This is a genomic window from Pseudomonas sp. MWU12-2345, from assembly GCF_023242385.1.
Lineage (GTDB): Bacteria > Pseudomonadota > Gammaproteobacteria > Pseudomonadales > Pseudomonadaceae > Aquipseudomonas > Aquipseudomonas gingeri_D.
This window is the reverse complement of record NZ_JALLJA010000001.1, coordinates 739,346-759,187: the sequence shown is the minus strand read 5'-3', so window position 1 is coordinate 759,187 and position 19,842 is coordinate 739,346. Positions and strand designations below refer to the sequence as shown.

The 19,842-nt window shown below is 64.1% G+C and carries 2 protein-coding genes (1 of these 2 running past the window's edge); both read left to right on the top strand.

Going from position 1 to position 19,842, the window contains the following annotated elements:
- Nucleotides 1-3,405, top strand: the 3' end of a protein-coding gene (gene sypA, locus M5C71_RS03160; protein ID WP_248767170.1) for a syringopeptin non-ribosomal peptide synthetase SypA. Its footprint begins 12,711 nt before the window's first position; 3,405 of the gene's 16,116 nt are visible here — the last part of the coding sequence; its start codon lies beyond the left edge, outside the window; the stop codon is at nucleotides 3,403-3,405.
- Nucleotides 3,402-19,769, top strand: coding sequence for a non-ribosomal peptide synthetase (locus tag M5C71_RS03155; RefSeq protein WP_248767169.1), 16,368 nt, complete (start codon nucleotides 3,402-3,404; stop codon nucleotides 19,767-19,769). The genes sypA and M5C71_RS03155 overlap by 4 nt, the downstream gene beginning before the upstream one ends.
- Nucleotides 19,770-19,842: the final 73 nt, after the last annotated feature.

Sequence of the window (19,842 nt, the reverse complement as noted above, 5' to 3'; positions counted from 1 at the left end):
AAGGTCGAGCGGGTCGGGCGTCACGATCACTTCTTCGAACTGGGCGGGCATTCGCTGCTGGCCGTCAGCCTGATCGAACGGATGCGCCAGGCCGGCTTGAGCGCCGATGTGCGCGTGCTGTTCGGCCAGCCGACCCTGGCCGCATTGGCGGCGGCCGTCGGTGGGGGCTCTGAAATCAAGGTCCCGGCCAATGCCATCCAGGCCGGTTGCACCCGGATCACGCCGGACCTGCTGCCCCTGGCCGATCTCGACCAGGCCTCCATTGACCGTATTGTCGCCAGCGTGCCGGGCGGGGTGGCCAATGTGCAGGATATCTACCCGCTGGCGCCGTTGCAGGAGGGGATTCTTTATCACCACCTGGCGGCCGAGCAGGGCGATCCGTACGTCTTGCAGACCCTGTTCGAGATGGCCGGTCGCGAGCGCCTGAGTGCCTTTATCGACGCCTTGCAAAGCGTTATCGAACGCCATGACATCCTGCGTACCGCCGTGCTCTGGCAAGGGCTGGAGACACCGATGCAGGTGGTCTGGCGCCAGGCCCGGCTGTATCTGGAGCAGGTCGAACTCGATCCGGCCGAGGGCGATGTCGCCGAGCAGTTGCATGAACGCTTCGACGCACGTCATTCGCGGTTGGACCTGACCCAGGCGCCGCTGATGCGCCTGGTCTTTGCCGAGGACGCGCCGAACCAGCGCTGGGTGGCGATGCTGTTGTTCCACCATATGGCCTTGGACCACACCGCGATGGATGTGGTGCGCCAGGATATGCAGGCGCACCTGCTCGGCCTGGCCGGCCAGCTCGGTGCCGCCGTGCCGTATCGCAACTATGTGGCCCAGGCCCGCCTGGGTGTGAGCCGCGAGGCCCATGAAGGGTTCTTCCGCGAGATGTTGGGCGATATCGATGAGCCGACCCTGCCGTTCGGCCTGCTGGATGTGCAGGGCGACGGTCGCGATATCGAGGAAAGCAGCCTGGCGCTGGACAGCCGGCTGGACCTGCGCCTGCGGGCCCAGGCCCGTCAACTGGGGGTGAGCGCCGCCAGCCTGGTGCACCTGGCCTGGGCCCAGGTACTGGGCAAGGTGTCGAGCAAGCGCACGGTGGTGTTCGGTACCGTGCTGATGGGCCGGATGCAGGGCGGCGAGGGTGCCGACCGGGCGCTGGGGATGTTTATCAATACCTTGCCGCTGCGGGTGGACCTGGGCGAGCAGGGCGCGCGGGACGGGGTCCGGGCGACCCATGCCCGGCTCACCGCGCTGCTCGGCCACGAACATGCGCCGTTGGTACTGGCCCAGCGTTGCAGCGGGGTGGCCGCGCCGTTGCCGTTGTTCAGTGCACTGCTCAACTACCGGCACAGTGCCGCGGCGGAACAATCGGGCGAGGCCCTTGAGGCCTGGCGTGGTATCGAGGTGCTCAGTGGCGAGGAACGCACCAACTATCCGTTGACCTTGAACGTCGACGATCTGGGCGACGGTTTCAAGCTGACGGTGCTGGTCACCGGCAGCGTCGGAGCCGGGCGCGTTTGCAGCTATATGCAGACAGCGTTGGAAAGTCTGGTGGGGGCGTTGGAACAGTCACCGGCCACGGCACTCGACAGCCTGTCGATTCTGCCGGCCGCCGAGCGTGAGCAGTTGTTGTTCGGGCTTAACGATACGGCACTGGATTATCCGCAGCAGCAGACTATCCATGGGTTGTTCGAGGCGCAGGTGGAACGTACGCCGGATGCCTTGGCGGTGGTCCATGGTGAACAGCGTCTGAGTTATCGCGAACTCAATGAACAGGCCAACCGCCTGGCGCATACCTTGCGTAAACAAGGTGTGCGGCCGGATTCGCGGGTCGGGATCTGTGTCGAGCGCGGGGCGGAGATGGTCGTCGGCTTGCTGGCGATCCTCAAGGCGGGCGGTGGTTATGTGCCGCTGGATCCGGCTTATCCGGCGGAACGGATTGCCTATATGTTGCAGGACAGTGCTCCGGCAGCCGTACTCGCGCAGGCCGCAACCCGTGACTTGCTGGCAGGGGTTTCGGTGCCCGTGATCAATCTCGATCAGGGCACCTGGCAGGACGAGTCCGTCCAGAATCCAGAGGTGCCGGGGCTGACGTCGGCACACCTGGCGTACCTGATCTACACCTCGGGGTCGACCGGTCTGCCCAAGGGCGTGATGATCGAACACCGCAACACGGTGAACTTCCTGACCTGGGCCCATGCCGCTTTCGACGGTGGTTCGGCGTTGAACAAGACGTTGTTCTCGACTTCGCTGAACTTCGACCTGGCGGTCTACGAGTGCTTTGCCCCTCTGACCTCGGGCGGCAGTATCGACGTGGTGAAAAACGTCCTGGAACTGCAACACGGCGAACACGATATCGGTCTGATCAACACTGTGCCGTCGGCCCTGAAGGCCTTGCTGGAAGTCGACGGCCTGCCGGAGTCGGTGCACACGGTCAACGTTGCAGGTGAGGCGCTGAAACGCAGTCTGGTGGAATCGCTGTTCGAGAAGACCGGCGTCCAACGCCTGTGCAACCTCTATGGCCCTTCGGAAACCACCACCTATTCAAGTTGGGTAGCGATGGATCGCGAAGACGGTTTTGCCCCGCATATCGGCAAGCCGGTCGGCAACACCCAGTTCTACCTGCTGGATGAGCAGCAACAGCCCGTTCCGCTGGGTGTACCGGGTGAAATCTACATCGGTGGCGCCGGTGTGGCCCGGGGTTACCTCAATCGCGACGACCTCACCGCCGAACGTTTCCTCCAGGACCCGTTCAGCCAGGACGCCTCGGCACGGATGTACCGCACCGGCGACCTGGGTCGTTATCTGGCGGACGGCAATATCGAATACCTGGGCCGTAACGACGACCAGGTGAAGATCCGTGGTTTCCGTATCGAACTGGGCGAGATCGAAGCGCGCCTGGCCAAACATCCGGCGGTGCAGGAAGCCGTGGTCATGGCCCGCGAGGACGTGCCGGGCGACAAACGCCTGGTGGCCTATTACACCGTCCAGTCCACGGATAGCGAGCCGGCCATCGACAGCCTGCGTGGCTGGCTGCTGGGGCAACTGCCGGCCTATATGGTCCCGGTGGCCTACGTACGACTCGACGCACTACCGCTGACCCCCAACGGCAAGCTCGACCGCAAGGCCCTGCCGGCTCCGGACGGCGGCGCGCTGATCAGTCGCGGCTACGAAGCCCCGCAAGGCGAGACGGAAACCCTGATCGCCGAGATCTGGCAAACCTTGCTGGGTATCGCCCAGGTCGGTCGGCATGACCACTTCTTCGAACTGGGCGGCCATTCGCTGCTCGCCGTGAGCCTGATGGAGCGCATGCGCCAGGAAGGCCTGGAAGCCGATGTCAGGACCCTGTTCGAACACCCCACCCTCTCGGAATACGCGGCAACGACGGAAAGAATGGAGATTGTTCTGTGAGCGTGATCGAACTGTTGGCAATACTGAAAGAGAAAGATGTGCAACTTGCCGTCAAGGGCGACCAACTGGTCGTCAGCGGCAGGCGACAGTCCCTCACCGAGCCCGCCGTGCTGGCGATGTTGCGCGAGAACAAGGCGGTGTTGATCGAACTGATCAATGCCGGCGAGTATTCCAGCGACAAGGCCGGGGAAGTGGAGATTCCGGCCCAGGCGATCCCTGCCGGCTGCGCGCGCATCACCCCGGACATGCTGCCCCTGGTCCGGCTCGACCAGGCGGCCATCGAGCACATTGTCGCGACGGTCCCCGGTGGTGCCGGCAATGTGCAGGACATCTACCCGCTGGCGCCGTTGCAGGAAGGCATCCTCTATCACCATATCGCCGCCGAGCAGGGCGATCCCTACGTCTTGCAGGCGCAATTCGCGATTGCCAGCCGTGCCCGTTTCGACGAGTTCACCACGGCCTTGCAGCAGGTGATCGACCGTCACGACATCCTGCGCACCAGCGTGGTCTGGGAAGGCCTGGACGAACCGGTGCAGGTGGTCTGGCGCCAGGCGCGGCTGGTCCTCACTGAAATCGAGATCGACCCCGCTGCCGGCGCGGCTGGCGAGCAACTACGACAACGCTTCGACCCGCGCCACTACCGTCTCGATATCAGTCAGGCGCCTTTGCTGCGCCTGGCCTTCGCCCACGATGCGGCCAACCAGCGCTGGGTGGCAATGCTGCTGTTCCATCACATCGCCATCGACCACGCGGCCCTGGAAGTGGTGCAGCAGGAAATCCATGCGCACCTGTACGGCCAGGCCCAGGCCCTGGGCGAGCCGGTGCCGTATCGCAACTATGTGGCCCAGGCCCGGCTCGGGGTCAGTAGCCAGCAGCACGAAGTGTTTTTCCGCGAGATGCTCGGTGATATCGACGAGCCGACCCTGCCGTTCGGCATTCAGGATGTGCGCGGCGACGGTCATGGTGTCGAAGAAGCGACCCAGACCCTGCCCGTCGAGCTGAGCCGGCGCCTGCGGGCCCAGGCCCGGCAGCAGGGGGTGAGTGCGGCGAGCCTGCATCACCTGGCCTGGGCCCAGGTGCTCGGGCGCCTGTGCGGGCGCAACGATGTGGTGTTCGGCACCGTGCTGCTGGGGCGGATGCGCGGCAGCGAAGGGGTTCGCCGGGCCCTGGGAATGTTTATCAATACCTTGCCGCTGCGGGTTGCCGTGGGCGAGCAGGATGTGCGGGCCGGGGTCAAGGCGACCCATGCGCGGCTGACCGCGTTGCTCGGCCACGAGCACGCCTCGTTGTCCCTGGCCCAGCGTTGCAGCGGCGTGGCCGCGCCGACGCCGTTGTTCAGCACCTTGCTCAACTACCGGCACAGTTCTGCTGAGGCGGTGACGGGGGAGGCGGTGCAGCTGTGGGAAGGGATCGAGGTGTTGGGGGGCGAAGAACGCACCAACTATCCGCTGATCCTGTCCCTGGATGACCTGGGCGAAGGTTTCAGCCTGAATGTGCAGGCGCTTGCCGGTATCGGTGCGCAGCGGGTCTGCGGGTATATGCAGACGGCGTTGGAGCAGTTGGTCCAGGCCCTGGAGCGGGCTTCGACTTCGGCGCTCAACAGCCTCTCGATCCTGCCGGCCGATGAGCGCGAACAGTTGCTGGTGGGGTTCAACGATACGGCACTGGATTATCCGCGGGAACAGACCATTCACGGGTTGTTCGAGGCGCAGGTTGAGCGTACGCCGGATGCTTTGGCGGTGGTGCATGGCGAACAGCGCCTGAGCTATCGCGAGCTTAACGAGCAGGCCAACCGTTTGGCCCATGCGTTGCGCAAGCAGGGTGTGCAGCCGGATTCTCGGGTCGGGATCTGTGTCGGGCGTGGGGCCGAGATGGTTGTCGGGTTGCTGGCGATTCTCAAGGCGGGTGGCGGTTATGTGCCGTTGGACCCGGCCTACCCGGCGGAGCGGATTGCCTACATGTTGCAGGACAGCGCTCCGGCGGCGGTCTTGGCACAGGCAGCTACCCAGGCATTGTTGGCGGGCGTTTCGGTGCCCGTGATCAATCTCGACCAGGACACCTGGCAGGACGAATCCGTCCAGAATCCGCAGGTGCCAGGGCTGACCTCAGCGCATCTGGCTTACCTGATCTACACCTCGGGTTCGACCGGTCTGCCCAAAGGCGTGATGATCGAACACCGCAATACCGTGAACTTCCTGACCTGGGCTCATGTCGCTTTCGGTGATGAGGCGTTGAACAAGACCTTGTTCTCCACCTCGCTTAACTTCGACCTCGCGGTCTACGAGTGCTTTGCCCCCTTGACCTCGGGCGGCAGCATCGACGTGGTGAAAAACGTCCTGGAGCTGCAACACGGCGAACACGATATTGGTTTGATCAACACCGTTCCATCTGCACTCAAGGCGTTGCTGGAAGTCGATGGCTTGCCGGAATCGGTCCATACGGTCAACGTTGCAGGTGAGGCGCTGAAACGCAGCCTGGTGGAATCCCTGTTCGAAAAAACTGGCGTCCAACGTCTTTGCAACCTCTACGGCCCGTCGGAAACCACCACCTACTCAAGCTGGGTGGCCATGGACCGCGAAGACGGTTTCGCCCCGCATATCGGCAAGCCGGTCGGCAACACCCAGTTCTACCTGCTGGACGAGCAGCAACAGCCCGTTCCGCTGGGCGTGCCGGGTGAAATCTACATTGGTGGCGCCGGTGTAGCCCGAGGCTACCTGAACCGCGACGACCTCACCGCCGAACGCTTCCTCAAGGACCCGTTCAACCAGGATGCCTCGGCGCGGATGTATCGCACCGGCGACCTCGGCCGTTACCTGCCGGACGGCAATATCGAGTACCTCGGCCGTAACGACGACCAGGTGAAAATCCGTGGTTTCCGTATCGAACTGGGCGAGATCGATGCCCGCCTGGCCAAACATCCGGCGGTCCACGAAGCCGTGGTCACGGCCCGCGAAGATATCCCGGGCGACAAGCGTCTGGTGGCCTATTACACCCTGGCCGATGGACATACCTCGGTCGATATCGACAGCCTGCGCCGTCATCTGCAGGAAAAGCTGCCGGAGTACATGGTCCCGGCCATCTACGTTGTGTTGGACAAGCTGCCGCTGACCCCCAACGGCAAGCTCGACCGCAAGGCCCTGCCAGCCCCGGACAGCGATGCGCTGGTCCGTCGTGGCTACGAAGCGCCCCAAGGCGAAACCGAAATCACCCTGGCACGGATCTGGAGCGACCTGCTCAAGGTCGAGCAGGTCGGACGCCATGATCACTTCTTCGAACTGGGCGGCCATTCGCTGCTGGCCGTCAGCCTGATCGGCCATATGCGCCAGGCCGGGCTCAGTGTCGATGTGCAGGCGCTGTTCAGCCAGCCGACCCTGGCCGCTCTGGCCACTGCCGTGGGCGGCGGGCGGGAAATCGTCGTTCCGGCCAACGCCATTCCGGCAGGCTGCGAGCACATCACCCCGGAGATGCTGCCCTTGGTCAACCTCGACCAGGCCGCCATCGAACAAATTGTCGCGAACGTGCCCGGTGGCGCGGCGAATGTGCAGGATATCTATCCGCTGGCGCCGTTGCAGGAAGGCATTCTCTATCACCATCTGTCAGCCGGCAGCGGCGATCCCTACGTCCTCCATGCACTGTTCACGGTGCCGGATCGCCAGCGCCTGGACGCTTTCGCCCTGGCGTTGCAACAGGTTATCGATCGCCATGACATCCTGCGCACCGCCGTGCTCTGGCAGGGCCTGGAAGAACCGGTCCAGGTGGTCTGGCGCCAGGCCCGCCTACACCGCGAGGCCCTGGAACTTGACCCGCGTGCCGGTGATGTGGCCAGCCAGCTCAAGGAGCGTTTCGACACCTGTCACTCGCGCCTGGACGTGACCCGAGCGCCACTGATGCAACTGGTGTTTGCCGAAGATGAAGCCGAGCAGCGCTGGGTGGCGATGCTGCGCTTCCATCATATGGCCCTGGACCACACCGCCCTGGAAGTGGTCCGTCATGAAATCCAGGCACACCTGCTGGGGCAGGCCGCGCAGTTGGGCTGCCCGGTGCCGTACCGCAACTATGTGGCCCAGGCGCGCCTGGGTGGGCGTCGGGAGGAACACGAAGCGTTCTTCCGCGAGATGCTGGGCGATATCGACGAGCCGACACTGCCGTTCGGTTTGCAGGATGTGCAGGGTGACGGTCATTCCATCGAGGAAGCCACCCGCGTGCTGTCGCCGGCGCTGAGCCTGCGCCTTCGGGCTCGTGCCCGGCAGTTGGGCGTGAGCGCCGCCAGCCTGCATCATCTGGCCTGGGCCCAGGTATTGGGCAAGGTTTCGGGCAAGCAGGACGTGGTCTTCGGCACCGTGTTGATGGGCCGGATGCAGGGCGGCGAGGGGGCCGACCGGGCGCTGGGGATGTTTATCAATACCTTGCCGCTGCGGGTTGCCATCGGCGGGCAGGGCGCGCGTGCCGGGGTCAAGGCGACCCATGCGCGACTGACCACGCTGCTGGGGCACGAACATGCGTCCCTGGCCCTGGCCCAGCGTTGCAGCGGCGTGGCCGCGCCGACGCCATTGTTCAGCGCCTTGCTCAACTACCGTCACAGTGCCGTCGCCAGTGTTTCCGAAGAGGCCACCCAGGCCTGGCAGGGTATCGAGACCCTCGGGGGCGAAGAGCGCACCAACTACCCGCTGAACTTGAACGTCGATGACCTGGGCGAGGGTTTCAGCCTGAATGTGCAGGTCAACGCCGAAGTCGGCGCCATGCGGGTCTGCGCCTATATGGAGGCGGCGCTGGAGCATCTGCTCCAGACGCTGGAGCAGAACCCCGAGGCTCCGTTGAGCAGCCTGTCGATTCTGCCGGCTGACGAGCTTGAACAACTGCTGGTGACGTTCAACGACACGCTGCTGGATTATCCGCAGGCGCAGACCGTCCATGGTTTGTTCGAAGCGCAGGTGCAGCGTACGCCGGACGCCTTGGCCGTGGTGCATGGCGGGCGCCGCCTGACTTATCGCGAGCTTAACGAGCAAGCCAACCGTCTGGCGCATACCTTGCGTAAACAGGGTGTGCAGCCGGATTCACGGGTCGGGATCTGTGTCGATCGCGGGGCCGAGATGGTCGTCGGCTTGCTGGCGATTCTCAAGGCGGGCGGCGGTTATGTACCGCTGGACCCGGCTTACCCGGCGGAGCGGATTGCCTATATGTTGCAGGACAGCGCCCCGGCGGCGGTCCTGGCACAAGCGGCTACCCGTGATTTGCTGGCGGGTATTTCGGTGCCCGTGATCAATCTCGACCAGGACACCTGGCAGGACGAATCCGTCCAGAATCCAGAGGTGCCGGGACTGACTTCAGCGCATCTGGCCTATCTGATCTACACCTCGGGGTCGACCGGCTTACCTAAAGGCGTAATGATCGAACACCGCAACACCGTGAACTTCCTGACCTGGGCCCATGCCGCTTTCGGCGGTTCGGCGTTGGAAAAAACGTTGTTCTCGACTTCGCTGAACTTCGACCTGGCGGTCTATGAATGCTTCGCCCCCTTGACCTCAGGCGGCAGCATCGAGGTGGTGAAAAACGTTCTGGAGTTGCAACAGGGCGAGCACGATATCGGCCTGATCAACACAGTGCCATCGGCGCTCAAGGCGTTGCTGGAAGTCGATGGCTTGCCGGAATCGGTCCACACGGTCAACGTCGCCGGCGAAGCGCTGAAACGCAGTCTGGTGGAATCGCTGTTCGAGAAGACTGGCGTCCAACGCCTGTGCAACCTTTACGGCCCGTCGGAAACCACCACCTACTCAAGTTGGGTGTCGATGGACCGCGAAGACGGTTTCGCCCCCCATATCGGCAAACCGGTCGGCAACACCCAGTTCTACTTGCTGGATGAACAGCAACAGCCCGTTCCGCTGGGTGTTCCGGGTGAAATCTACATCGGCGGCGCCGGTGTGGCACGGGGTTATCTGAACCGTGAAGACCTGACCGCCGAACGTTTCCTCAACGACCCGTTCAGCCGGGAAGCCTCGGCGCGGATGTATCGCACCGGCGACCTCGGCCGTTACCTGCCGGACGGCAATATCGAATACCTTGGCCGTAACGACGACCAGGTGAAGATCCGCGGTTTCCGTATCGAACTGGGCGAGATCGACGCCCGCCTGGCCAAACACCCGACCGTCCACGAAGCCGTGGTCACGGCCCGCGAGGATATTCCGGGCGACAAGCGCCTGGTGGCCTATTACACCCTGGCGGCCGGGCAGACTTCAGTCGATATCGAATCTCTGCGCAGCCATCTGCAAGAGCAGTTGCCGGAGTACATGGTTCCCGCCATCTACGTGCTGCTTGAGGCCATACCGCTGACCCCGAACGGCAAACTCGACCGCAAGGCCCTGCCGACCCCGGACGGCGATGCGCTGATCCGCCGTGGTTATGAAGCGCCCCAGGGCGAAACCGAAACCACCCTGGCACGGATCTGGATGCAACTGCTCAATGTCGAGCAGGTCGGGCGCCACGATCACTTCTTCGACCTGGGCGGCCATTCGTTGCTGGCCGTCAGCCTGATCGAACGCATGCGTCAGGCCGGCCTGAGCGCTGATGTCCGCGTGCTGTTCGGCCAGCCGACTCTTGCGGCCCTGGCTGCTGCCGTGGGCGGTGGGCGTGAAATCGTCGTCCCGGCCAATGCCATCCCGACCCCTTGCGCGCACCTCACCCCGGACATGCTGCCCCTGGTCACTCTCGACCAGGCCGCTATCGACCGGGTTGTGGCTAAGGTGCCGGGCGGCGCGGCGAACGTGCAGGATATCTACCCGTTGGCGCCGCTGCAGGAAGGCATCCTCTATCACCATCACCTGGCCGTGGACCACGTCGACCCGTATCTGCAACACGCGCTGTTCGCCTTCGACAGCCGCGACCGGCTCGACGCCTTCGCCCAGGCCCTGCAAGGAGTGATTGCACGCCACGATATCCTGCGCACTGCGGTGGTCTGGGAAGGCCTCGATACGCCGCTGCAAGTGGTCTGGCGCCAGGCGACCCTGGCGCTGAACGAAGTGTCGCCGGACCCGCTCGCCGGTGATACCGCCGGACAACTGCGCGGGCGCCTCGATTCTCCGCAGACCCGCCTGGATATCCGTCGGGCGCCGATGCTGCAGCTCGACTATGCACAGGACCCTTCCAACCAACGCTGGATCGGCCTGTTGCAGTACCACCACCTGGTCAACGACGCCACCTCCCTGGGGGCGTTGGTGGGCGAAATCGAAGCCCATATGCAGGATCGCCAGGCGCAACTGCCGGTCTCGATCCCGTACCGCAACTATGTGGCCCAATCGCGCCTCGGTGTGAGCCAGGCCGAGCACGAGCAGTTTTTCCGCGAAATGCTCGGCGATATCGACGAGCCGACCTTGCCCTTCGGCCTGCAGGATGTGCAAGGCGACGGCCAGGATATCGAAGAGGCCCGCTGTGCCGTGGACAGCGGCCTCAGCCGCCGCCTGCGGACCCAGGCCCGGCAATTGGGCGTCAGTGCCGCGAGCCTTTGCCACCTGGCCTGGGCCCGTGTGCTCGGTGCGGTCTCGAGCAAGGACGAAGTGGTGTTCGGTACCGTCCTGCTCGGTCGCCTGCAAGGCGGCGAGGGCGCCGACCGGGCGCTGGGGATGTTTATCAATACCTTGCCGCTGCGGGTGGCACTGGGTGGGCTGGGTGTACGTGAAGGGGTCAAGGCCACCCACTCACGCCTTACCGCTCTGCTCGGTCACGAACATGCGCCGCTGACCCTGGCGCAACGTTGCAGCGGCGTGGCGGCGCCGACCCCGTTGTTCAGCGCGCTGCTGAACTATCGACACCTGGCGAGTGGCAGCAGCGACCTGCCGGCCTGGAACGGCATCGAGATGCTTGGTGGCGAAGAACGCACCAACTACCCGCTGACCCTGTCGGTGGACGATCTGGGCGAAGACTTCGCCCTGCACGTCGGTACCTTGGCCGGTACCGGGGCACAACGGGTCTGCGGCTATATGCTCAGCGCCCTGGAAAGCCTGGTCGAGGCCCTGGAACAAACACCGGCCTTGCCGTTGGCGCAGTTGTCGATCCTGCCCGCCGCCGAGCGCGAGCAACTGCTGGTAGGGTTCAACGCCAGTGCTCGCGACTACCCACGGGCGCAAACCGTCCATGGCCTGTTCGAAGCCCAGGTGCGGGCGCGTCCCGAGGCTTGCGCGGCGATCCACGATGGCGTGTCGCTGACCTACGCCGAACTCAACACCCGGGCCAACCGCCTGGCCCGGCATCTGCGCGGTCTCGGTGTACAACCGGGCGACAGCGTGGCGATCCTGCTGGAACGCTCCCATGAGCTGCTGGTCAGCCAACTGGCGGTGCTCAAGTGCGGCGCGGTCTATGTGCCGCTGGATATCAACGCCCCGGTCGAGCGCCAGGGTTTCATGATCGAGGACAGCCAGGCCCGGGTCCTGCTGACTCGCCGCGAGGTGCCGCTGGTCACCAAGGTACAACGTGTGGACCTCGATCATCTGAGTCTGGAGCGCCTGGACGGCGATGACCTGGCGATACCGCAGTCCAGCGAAAGCGTGGCCTACATCATGTACACCTCCGGCTCCACCGGCACCCCCAAGGGTGTTCTGGTGCCGCATCGGGCCATCAGCCGCCTGGTGATCAACAACGGTTATGCCGACTTCGATGCCCGGGATCGGGTGGCCTTTGCCTCCAACCCGGCATTCGACGCCAGTACCCTCGACGTCTGGGCGCCACTGCTCAATGGCGGCTGCGTGGTGGTGATCGGCCAGGTCGACTTGCTCTCCCCGGACAATTTCCAGCGCCTGTTGCTGGAACAGTCGGTAACTGTGCTGTGGATGACCGCCGGACTGTTCCATCAATACGCCGCGGGCCTGGGCGACGCCTTCTCGCGTTTGCGCTATCTGATTGTCGGCGGCGATGTGCTGGACCCGGCGGTTATCGCCCGGGTCCTGGCGAACGCCGCTCCCGAGCACCTGCTCAACGGCTACGGCCCGACCGAAGCCACGACCTTTTCCGCAACCTATGAAATCACCCGGGCGGACAGCGGCAGCCTGCCGATTGGCCGGCCGGTGGGCAACGGTCGTCTTTATGTGCTCGATGCCCAGGCCCAGCCCGTGCCCCTGGGTGTGATCGGTGAGTTGTATATCGGTGGCCTGGGCGTGGCCAAGGGTTACCTGAACCGGGATGAGTTGACCCGGGAAAAATTTGTCGCCGACCCGTTCGACAGCGACCCGCAGGCGCGCTTGTATCGCACCGGCGACCTGGCGCGCTGGCGTGCCGACGGCAACCTGGAATACCTGGGGCGTAATGACGACCAGGTGAAGATCCGTGGCTTCCGGGTCGAACTGGGCGAGATCGAAGCGCGCCTGGCCGAACATCCCGAGGTCAAGGAGGCCGTGGTGCTGTGCCGCGAAGAGACCCCGGGCGACAAGCGTCTGGTGGCCTATTTCACCCCGGCCTTTGCCGGGGCGGTGGAACGGATCGACGCGTTGCGCGGGCATTTGCACGGGCAGTTGCCGGAATATATGGTGCCCATGGCCTATGTGCGCCTTGAGCGCCTGCCGCTGACGGCCAACGGCAAGCTGGATCGCAAGGCCCTGCCGGCGCCGGACGAGCGGGCGCTGATCAGCCGTGGCTACGAGGCGCCCGAGGGAGCAACCGAGACCTTGCTGGCGCAGTTGTGGTCCGAGCTGCTCAAGGTCGAGCAGGTCGGTCGACATGACCACTTCTTCGAGCTGGGCGGGCATTCATTGCTGGCGGTGACGCTGATCGAGCGTATGCGCCAGGCCGGCCTGAGCGCCGATGTGCGGGTGCTGTTCAGCCAGCCGACCCTGGCCGCGCTGGCCGCGGCGGTGGGCAGTGGTCGTGAAATTCGCGTGCCGGCCAATGGCATTACCCTCGATTGCTCGCGTATCACCCCTGAACTGTTGCCGCTGGCGAACCTGGACCAGGCCGCCATCGACCGGATCGTCGCCACGGTGCCGGGGGGCGTTGCCAACGTCCAGGATATCTATGCCCTGGCGCCGTTGCAGGCCGGCATCCTCTATCACCACCTCAGCGCGGAGCAGGGCGACCCCTACGTGCTGCAATCGCAGTTCGCCTTCGACAGCCTGGAGCGCCTGGAAGAATTTGCCAGTGCCTTGCAGTTCGTGATCCAGCGCCATGACATCCTGCGCACCGCGCTGGTCTGGGAAAGCCTCGACGAGCCGGTGCAGGTGGTCTGGCGTCAGGCGCAGCTGGTGCGCGAGAGCCTGGAACCGGACCCGCAGGGCGTTGATGTGGCGAGCCAGCTGCATCAGCGTTTCGACTCGCGGGACTACCGCCTGGATATTCGCCAGGCACCGATGCTGCGGCTGATCCAGGCCTGGGATACGCAAAACCAGCGTTGGCTGGCCTTGCTGCTGTTTCATCACCTGGCGATGGACCACACCGCGATGGATGTGGTGCAGCACGAGATGCAGGCCTATCTGCTGGGGCAGCAGGCGCAACTGGGCGCGCCGGTACCCTATCGCAACTATGTCGCCCAGGCCCGCCTGGGCGTGAGCCAGGAAGAGCACGAGCGCTTCTTCCGCGAACGGCTCGGGGATGTCGACGAACCGACCCTGCCGTTTGGCTTGCAGCTGGCTGATGTTCAAGGTATCGATGAAGCCCGTCTGCCTGTTGGGGTTGCGCTGGGTCGCCGTTTGCGAGTCCAGGCCCGTCAACTTGGGGTAAGTGCCGCCAGCCTGGTGCACCTGGCCTGGGCCCAGGTACTGGGCCGGGTTTCGGCCCGCGACGATGTGGTCTTCGGTACGGTGCTGATGGGCCGGATGCAGGGTGGCGAAGGGGCCGACCGCGCCTTGGGCATGTTTATCAATACCTTGCCGCTGCGGGTGGTCCTTGGCGCTCGCAGCGCACGGGAAGGGGTCAAGACCACCCACGACGAACTGACCGCGTTGCTTGGCCATGAGCATGCGTCCCTGGCGCTGGCCCAGCGTTGCAGCGCTGTCAGCGCGCCGCTGCCGTTGTTCAGCGCCTTGCTCAACTACCGTCACAGCAGCGTTGTCGTGACGGACGAGGCGCTGACGGCCTGGCACGGCATGCAGGCCCTGGGCGGTGAGGAACGCACCAACTATCCGCTGACCCTCAACGTCGATGACCAGGGTGAAGACTTCCTGTTGACCGCCCAGACTGTTCCGCTGATTGCGGCTGAGCGAATCTGCGCCTATATGCAGCGGGCCTTGCACAGCCTGGTCGATGCCCTGGAGCAGACGCCCCAGGCGCCATTGCAGGACTTGTCGGTGCTGCCGGAGGCTGAACGTCGGCAGTTGTTGGAAGCCTTCAATGCCACTGCGGTCGACTATCCGCAGGATCTGACCTTGCATGGCCTCTTTGAAGCTCGCGTGGCCACCGCTGGCGACGCAGTAGCAGTCGTGGACGAGAAGGGCAGCCTGACTTATGACGCGCTTAACCGTCAGGCCAACCGCATTGCTCACCGTTTGATCGGCCTGGGCATCGGCCCGGATGATCGGGTGGCGATCTGTGTCGATCGTAGCCTGGAAATGGTCGCGGGGTTGATGGGGATTCTCAAGGCCGGCGCTGCGTATGTGCCACTGGACCCGGATTATCCGATTGATCGTCTGACCTACATGTTGGAGAACTGCGCTCCGGCGGTGGTCCTCAGCCAAGAGGCTTTGCGTGCGGTACTTCCAGCCAGCAACGTACCGGTACTGTTGCTCGATCCTGAGTATGCCGAACGTGAAGGTTTCCTCGCACAACCAGATAGCAATCCGCTTCGGACCGAGGTTCGTCCCGAGCATTTGGCCTATGTGATCTACACCTCCGGTTCGACCGGCCAGCCGAAAGGCGTAATGAACGAACACCGTGGAGTGGTCAACCGCTTGCTGTGGATGCAGGACGAATACGGTCTGGATGCCTCGGACAGTGTGTTGCAGAAGACGCCATTCAGCTTCGACGTGTCGGTCTGGGAGTTCTTCTGGCCGCTGTTCAACGGCGCACGGCTGGTGATGGCGCGTCCGGGCGGTCATCGTGACCCGGGCTATCTGCGTGAAGTGATTCGCGAGCAGAAGATCACCACCTTGCACTTTGTGCCGTCGATGCTGGATCTGTTCCTCGCTCATGGCGAGGCCGGGGGTAGCGGTTTGCTGCGAGTCATGTGCAGCGGTGAAGCGCTTCCGGGGCATCTGGTGCGACGCTTCAAGCAGCAGTTGCCGGAAGTCGGCCTGTTCAACCTTTATGGTCCGACTGAAGCTGCGGTGGATGTGACGGCCTGGGATTGCACGGGGCCTGAGACGCCAGACAACACGCCGATTGGCAAACCGGTGGCGAACACGCGGATTTATCTGCTGGATGCCAACCGTCAGCCAGCGCCACTGGGGGTGGCCGGCGAGTTGTATATCGGTGGTGTACAGGTGGCTCGCGGCTACCTGAATCGCCCTGAACTGAGCGCCGAGCGTTTCCTCGATGATCCGTTCAACGTCGGGCGCATGTACCGCACCGGCGACCTGGGTCGCTATCTGCCGGACGGCACGGTGGAATACCTGGGTCGTAACGACGACCAGGTGAAGATCCGTGGTTTCCGGATCGAACTGGGCGAAATCGAAGCGCGCCTGGCCGCTTACCCTGGCGTCAAGGAAAGCGTAGTCCTGGCTCGGGAGGACAACCCGGGCGAAAAACGCCTCGTGGCCTACGTCACGGCGCAACAGCCTGAAACCATGTTGGAAATCGAAAGCCTGCGCACTCATCTGCAAGGCGCATTGCCGGAGTACATGGTCCCAGCCGCCTACGTGCAGCTCGATGCACTGCCACTGACGCCTAACGGCAAGCTGAATCGCAAGGCGTTGCCGGCGCCAGATGGTGGCGCATTGATCAGCCGTGAATACGAGGCTCCACAAGGGGAAGCCGAAACCGTACTGGCGCAACTCTGGGCGGAACTGCTCAAGGTCGAGCGCGTAGGGCGGCACGACAACTTCTTCGAACTCGGCGGTCACTCGCTATTGGCCGTGACGCTGATCGAGCGCATGCGCCAGTTCGGCCTGAGCGCCGATGTGCGGGTACTGTTCGGCCAACCGACCCTGTCGGCATTGGCCGCGGCGGCGGGCGGTAGCACGGAAATCGTGGTGCCGGCCAACCTGATCCCCGAACGCTGTGAACACATCACCCCGGACCTGTTGCCACTGGTCAGCCTGACCCAGGCACAGATCGACCGGGTGGTGGAAACGGTGCCTGGCGGTGCCGCCAATGTGCAGGATATCTACCCGCTGGCGCCATTGCAGGAGGGCATCCTGTTCCATCACCTGTCGGCCGGCGAAGGTGATCCCTATGTGCTGCAATCGCAGTTCAGCTTCGACAGCCGCCAACGCCTGGATGACTTTATCCGGGCGCTGCAAAGCGTGATCGATCGTCACGATGTGTTGCGCACCTCGATCGTCTGGGAAGGGCTGGAGACACCGGTGCAAGTGGTCTGGCGCCAGACCCGGCTGATGGTCGAGTTCTTTGAGTCGACCCCGGGAGACGCCGGACCGCTGGCGCAACTGCTGCAGCGCTTCGATCCGGCGCACTTGCGCCTGAATCTGCAACAGGCGCCGCTGCTGCACCTGGCGGTCAGCGAAGATACGCTCAACCAGCGCTGGGTGGGCGTGCTGCTGTTCCATCACATTGCCATCGACCACACCACGATAGCCGTGGTGCAGCAGGAAATGCAGGCCAGCCTGCGTGGGCAGGCGACGCCATTGGCGCCGGCCATGCCGTATCGCAACTATGTGGCCCAGGCCCGCCTGGGTGTCAGCCAGGAGGCCCACGAAACCTTCTTCCGCGAGATGCTCGGCGATATCGACGAGCCGACCCTGCCGTTCGAACAGCAGGAAGTGCGGGGTGACCAACAGGCGATCGCCGAAGCCCACCTGACGCTGGACCTTGAGCTGTCCCAGCGCCTGCGTGGCCGTGCCCGGCAATCGGGTGTCAGCGCGGCAAGCCTGGTGCACCTGGCCTGGGGCTTGGTGCTGGGCCGCCTCTGCCGACGCGAGAAAGTCGTGTTCGGTACCGTGCTGCTGGGCCGGATGCAGGGCGGCGCGGGCGCGGATCGGGCGCTGGGGATGTTTATCAACACCTTGCCGCTGCGCCTGGACCTTGGCGAGATGGGCACGCGGGCCGCGCTCAAGGCGGCCCATGGCCGGCTGACGGCGCTGCTGGGCCATGAGCATGCGTCCCTGGCCCTGGCCCAGCGTTGCAGCGGGGTGCCGGCGCCGACGCCACTGTTCAGCGCCTTGCTCAACTATCGGCACGGTGCCGGTGAGGTCAGCCAGCAGGCGCTGGATGCCTGGCAGGGTATCGAAAGCCTGGGGGGCGGCGAGCGCACCAACTATCCGCTGACGCTTTCGGTGGACGATAACGACGTGGGCTTCAGTCTGACGGTACAGGCGACTGCCGGCGTCGATGCGCAACGGGTCTGCGGTTATATGCAGGTCGCGCTGGCGAGTGTGGTGGGGGCGCTGGAGCAGAACGTGGAGGTGCCGCTGGGACGGCTGTCGGTGTTGCCGGCGACTGAGCGTGAGCAGTTGTTGTTCGGGCTCAACGCTACCGTGCTGGATTATCCGCAGGCGCAGACCATTCATGGGTTGTTCGAGGCGCAGGTACAGCGTACGCCGCAGGCCCTGGCGGTGGTGCATGGCGGGAAGCGCCTGACCTACCTCGAACTCAATGAGCAGGCCAACCGCCTGGCGCACACCCTACGTAAACAGGGTGTGCGGCCGGATTCGCGGGTGGGGATCTGTGTTGAGCGTGGGGCTGAGATGGTTGTCGGGCTGCTGGCGATTCTCAAGGCAGGCGGCGGTTATGTACCGTTGGACCCGGCTTATCCGGCGGAGCGGATTGCCTATATGTTGCAGGACAGCGCTCCGGCGGCGGTCCTGGCCCAAACCTCTACCCGGAATCTGTTAGCGGGCGTTTCGGTGCCCGTGATCAATCTCGACCAGGACACCTGGCAGGATGAGTCCGCCCAGAATCCGCAGGTGCCGGGGCTGACTTCGGCGCATCTGGCCTATCTGATCTACACCTCGGGTTCGACCGGTCTGCCCAAGGGCGTGATGATCGAACACCGCAATACCGTCAACTTCCTGACCTGGGCCCACAAGGCTTTCGACGGTTCGGCGTTGAACAAGACATTGTTCTCCACCTCGCTGAACTTCGACCTGGCGGTCTATGAGTGCTTCGCCCCTCTGACCTCGGGCGGCAGCATCGACGTAGTGAAAAACGTCCTGGAACTGCAACACGGCGAACATGATATTGGTTTGATCAACACCGTTCCATCCGCGCTCAAGGCCCTGCTGGAAGTGGGCGGCGTGCCGAAATCGGTGCACACGGTCAACGTGGCGGGCGAAGCCCTTAAACGCAGCCTGGTGGAATCGCTGTTCGAGAAGACCGGCGTCCAACGCCTGTGCAACCTCTATGGCCCTTCGGAAACCACCACCTACTCAAGCTGGGTGGCGATGGATCGCGAAGACGGCTTTGCCCCGCATATCGGCAAACCGGTGGGCAACACCCGGTTCTACCTGCTGGACGAGCAGCAACAGCCCGTTCCGCTGGGTGTTCCGGGTGAAATCTACATCGGCGGCGCCGGCGTGGCCCGGGGTTACCTGAACCGTGATGACCTGACTGCCGAACGCTTTCTCCAGGACCCGTTCGCCATCACGCCAAATGCCCGGATGTACCGCACCGGCGACCTGGGTCGTTACCTGGCGGACGGCAATATCGAATACCTGGGCCGTAACGACGACCAGGTGAAGATCCGTGGTTTCCGTATCGAACTGGGCGAGATCGAAGCGTGCCTGGCCAAACACCCCGAGGTTCAGGAGTCGGTGGTGATGGCCCGTGAAGATGTGCCGGGTGAAACCCGCCTGGTGGCGTATTTCACCCTGGCCAACGTCGGTGTGGTGCCGGACAGCGGCACCCTGCGGGCTTATCTGCAAGGACTGCTGCCGGACTATATGCTGCCGGCGGCCTATATGCAGCTCGACGCCTTGCCGCTGACTCCCAACGGCAAGCTCGACCGCAAGGCACTGCCGGTGCCGGACAGCAGCGCCTACGCCTCGCGTGTCTACGAAGCCCCGGTGGGTGAAGTGGAAGTCCGGTTGGCGGCACTCTGGGCCGATTTGCTCAAGGTCGAACGGGTGGGGCGCCACGACCACTTCTTCGAACTGGGCGGCCACTCGTTGCTGGCGGTGAGCCTGATCGAGCGGATGCGCCAGGCCAATCTGGAAGCCGATGTGCGGGTGCTCTTCGGCCAGCCGACGCTGATCCAGGTGGCTGCCTCGGTGGGCACTATTCAACGGCTGGAGGTACCGCAGACGAAGATTCCGATGCTCAATCGCAAACGCCGTATCTGAAGCCCCGGCACGGCCCGCCCGATTCGCAATCGGTCGGGCCGTCGCCCCTTTCTTTTCTCCCTCCTGTGCAACC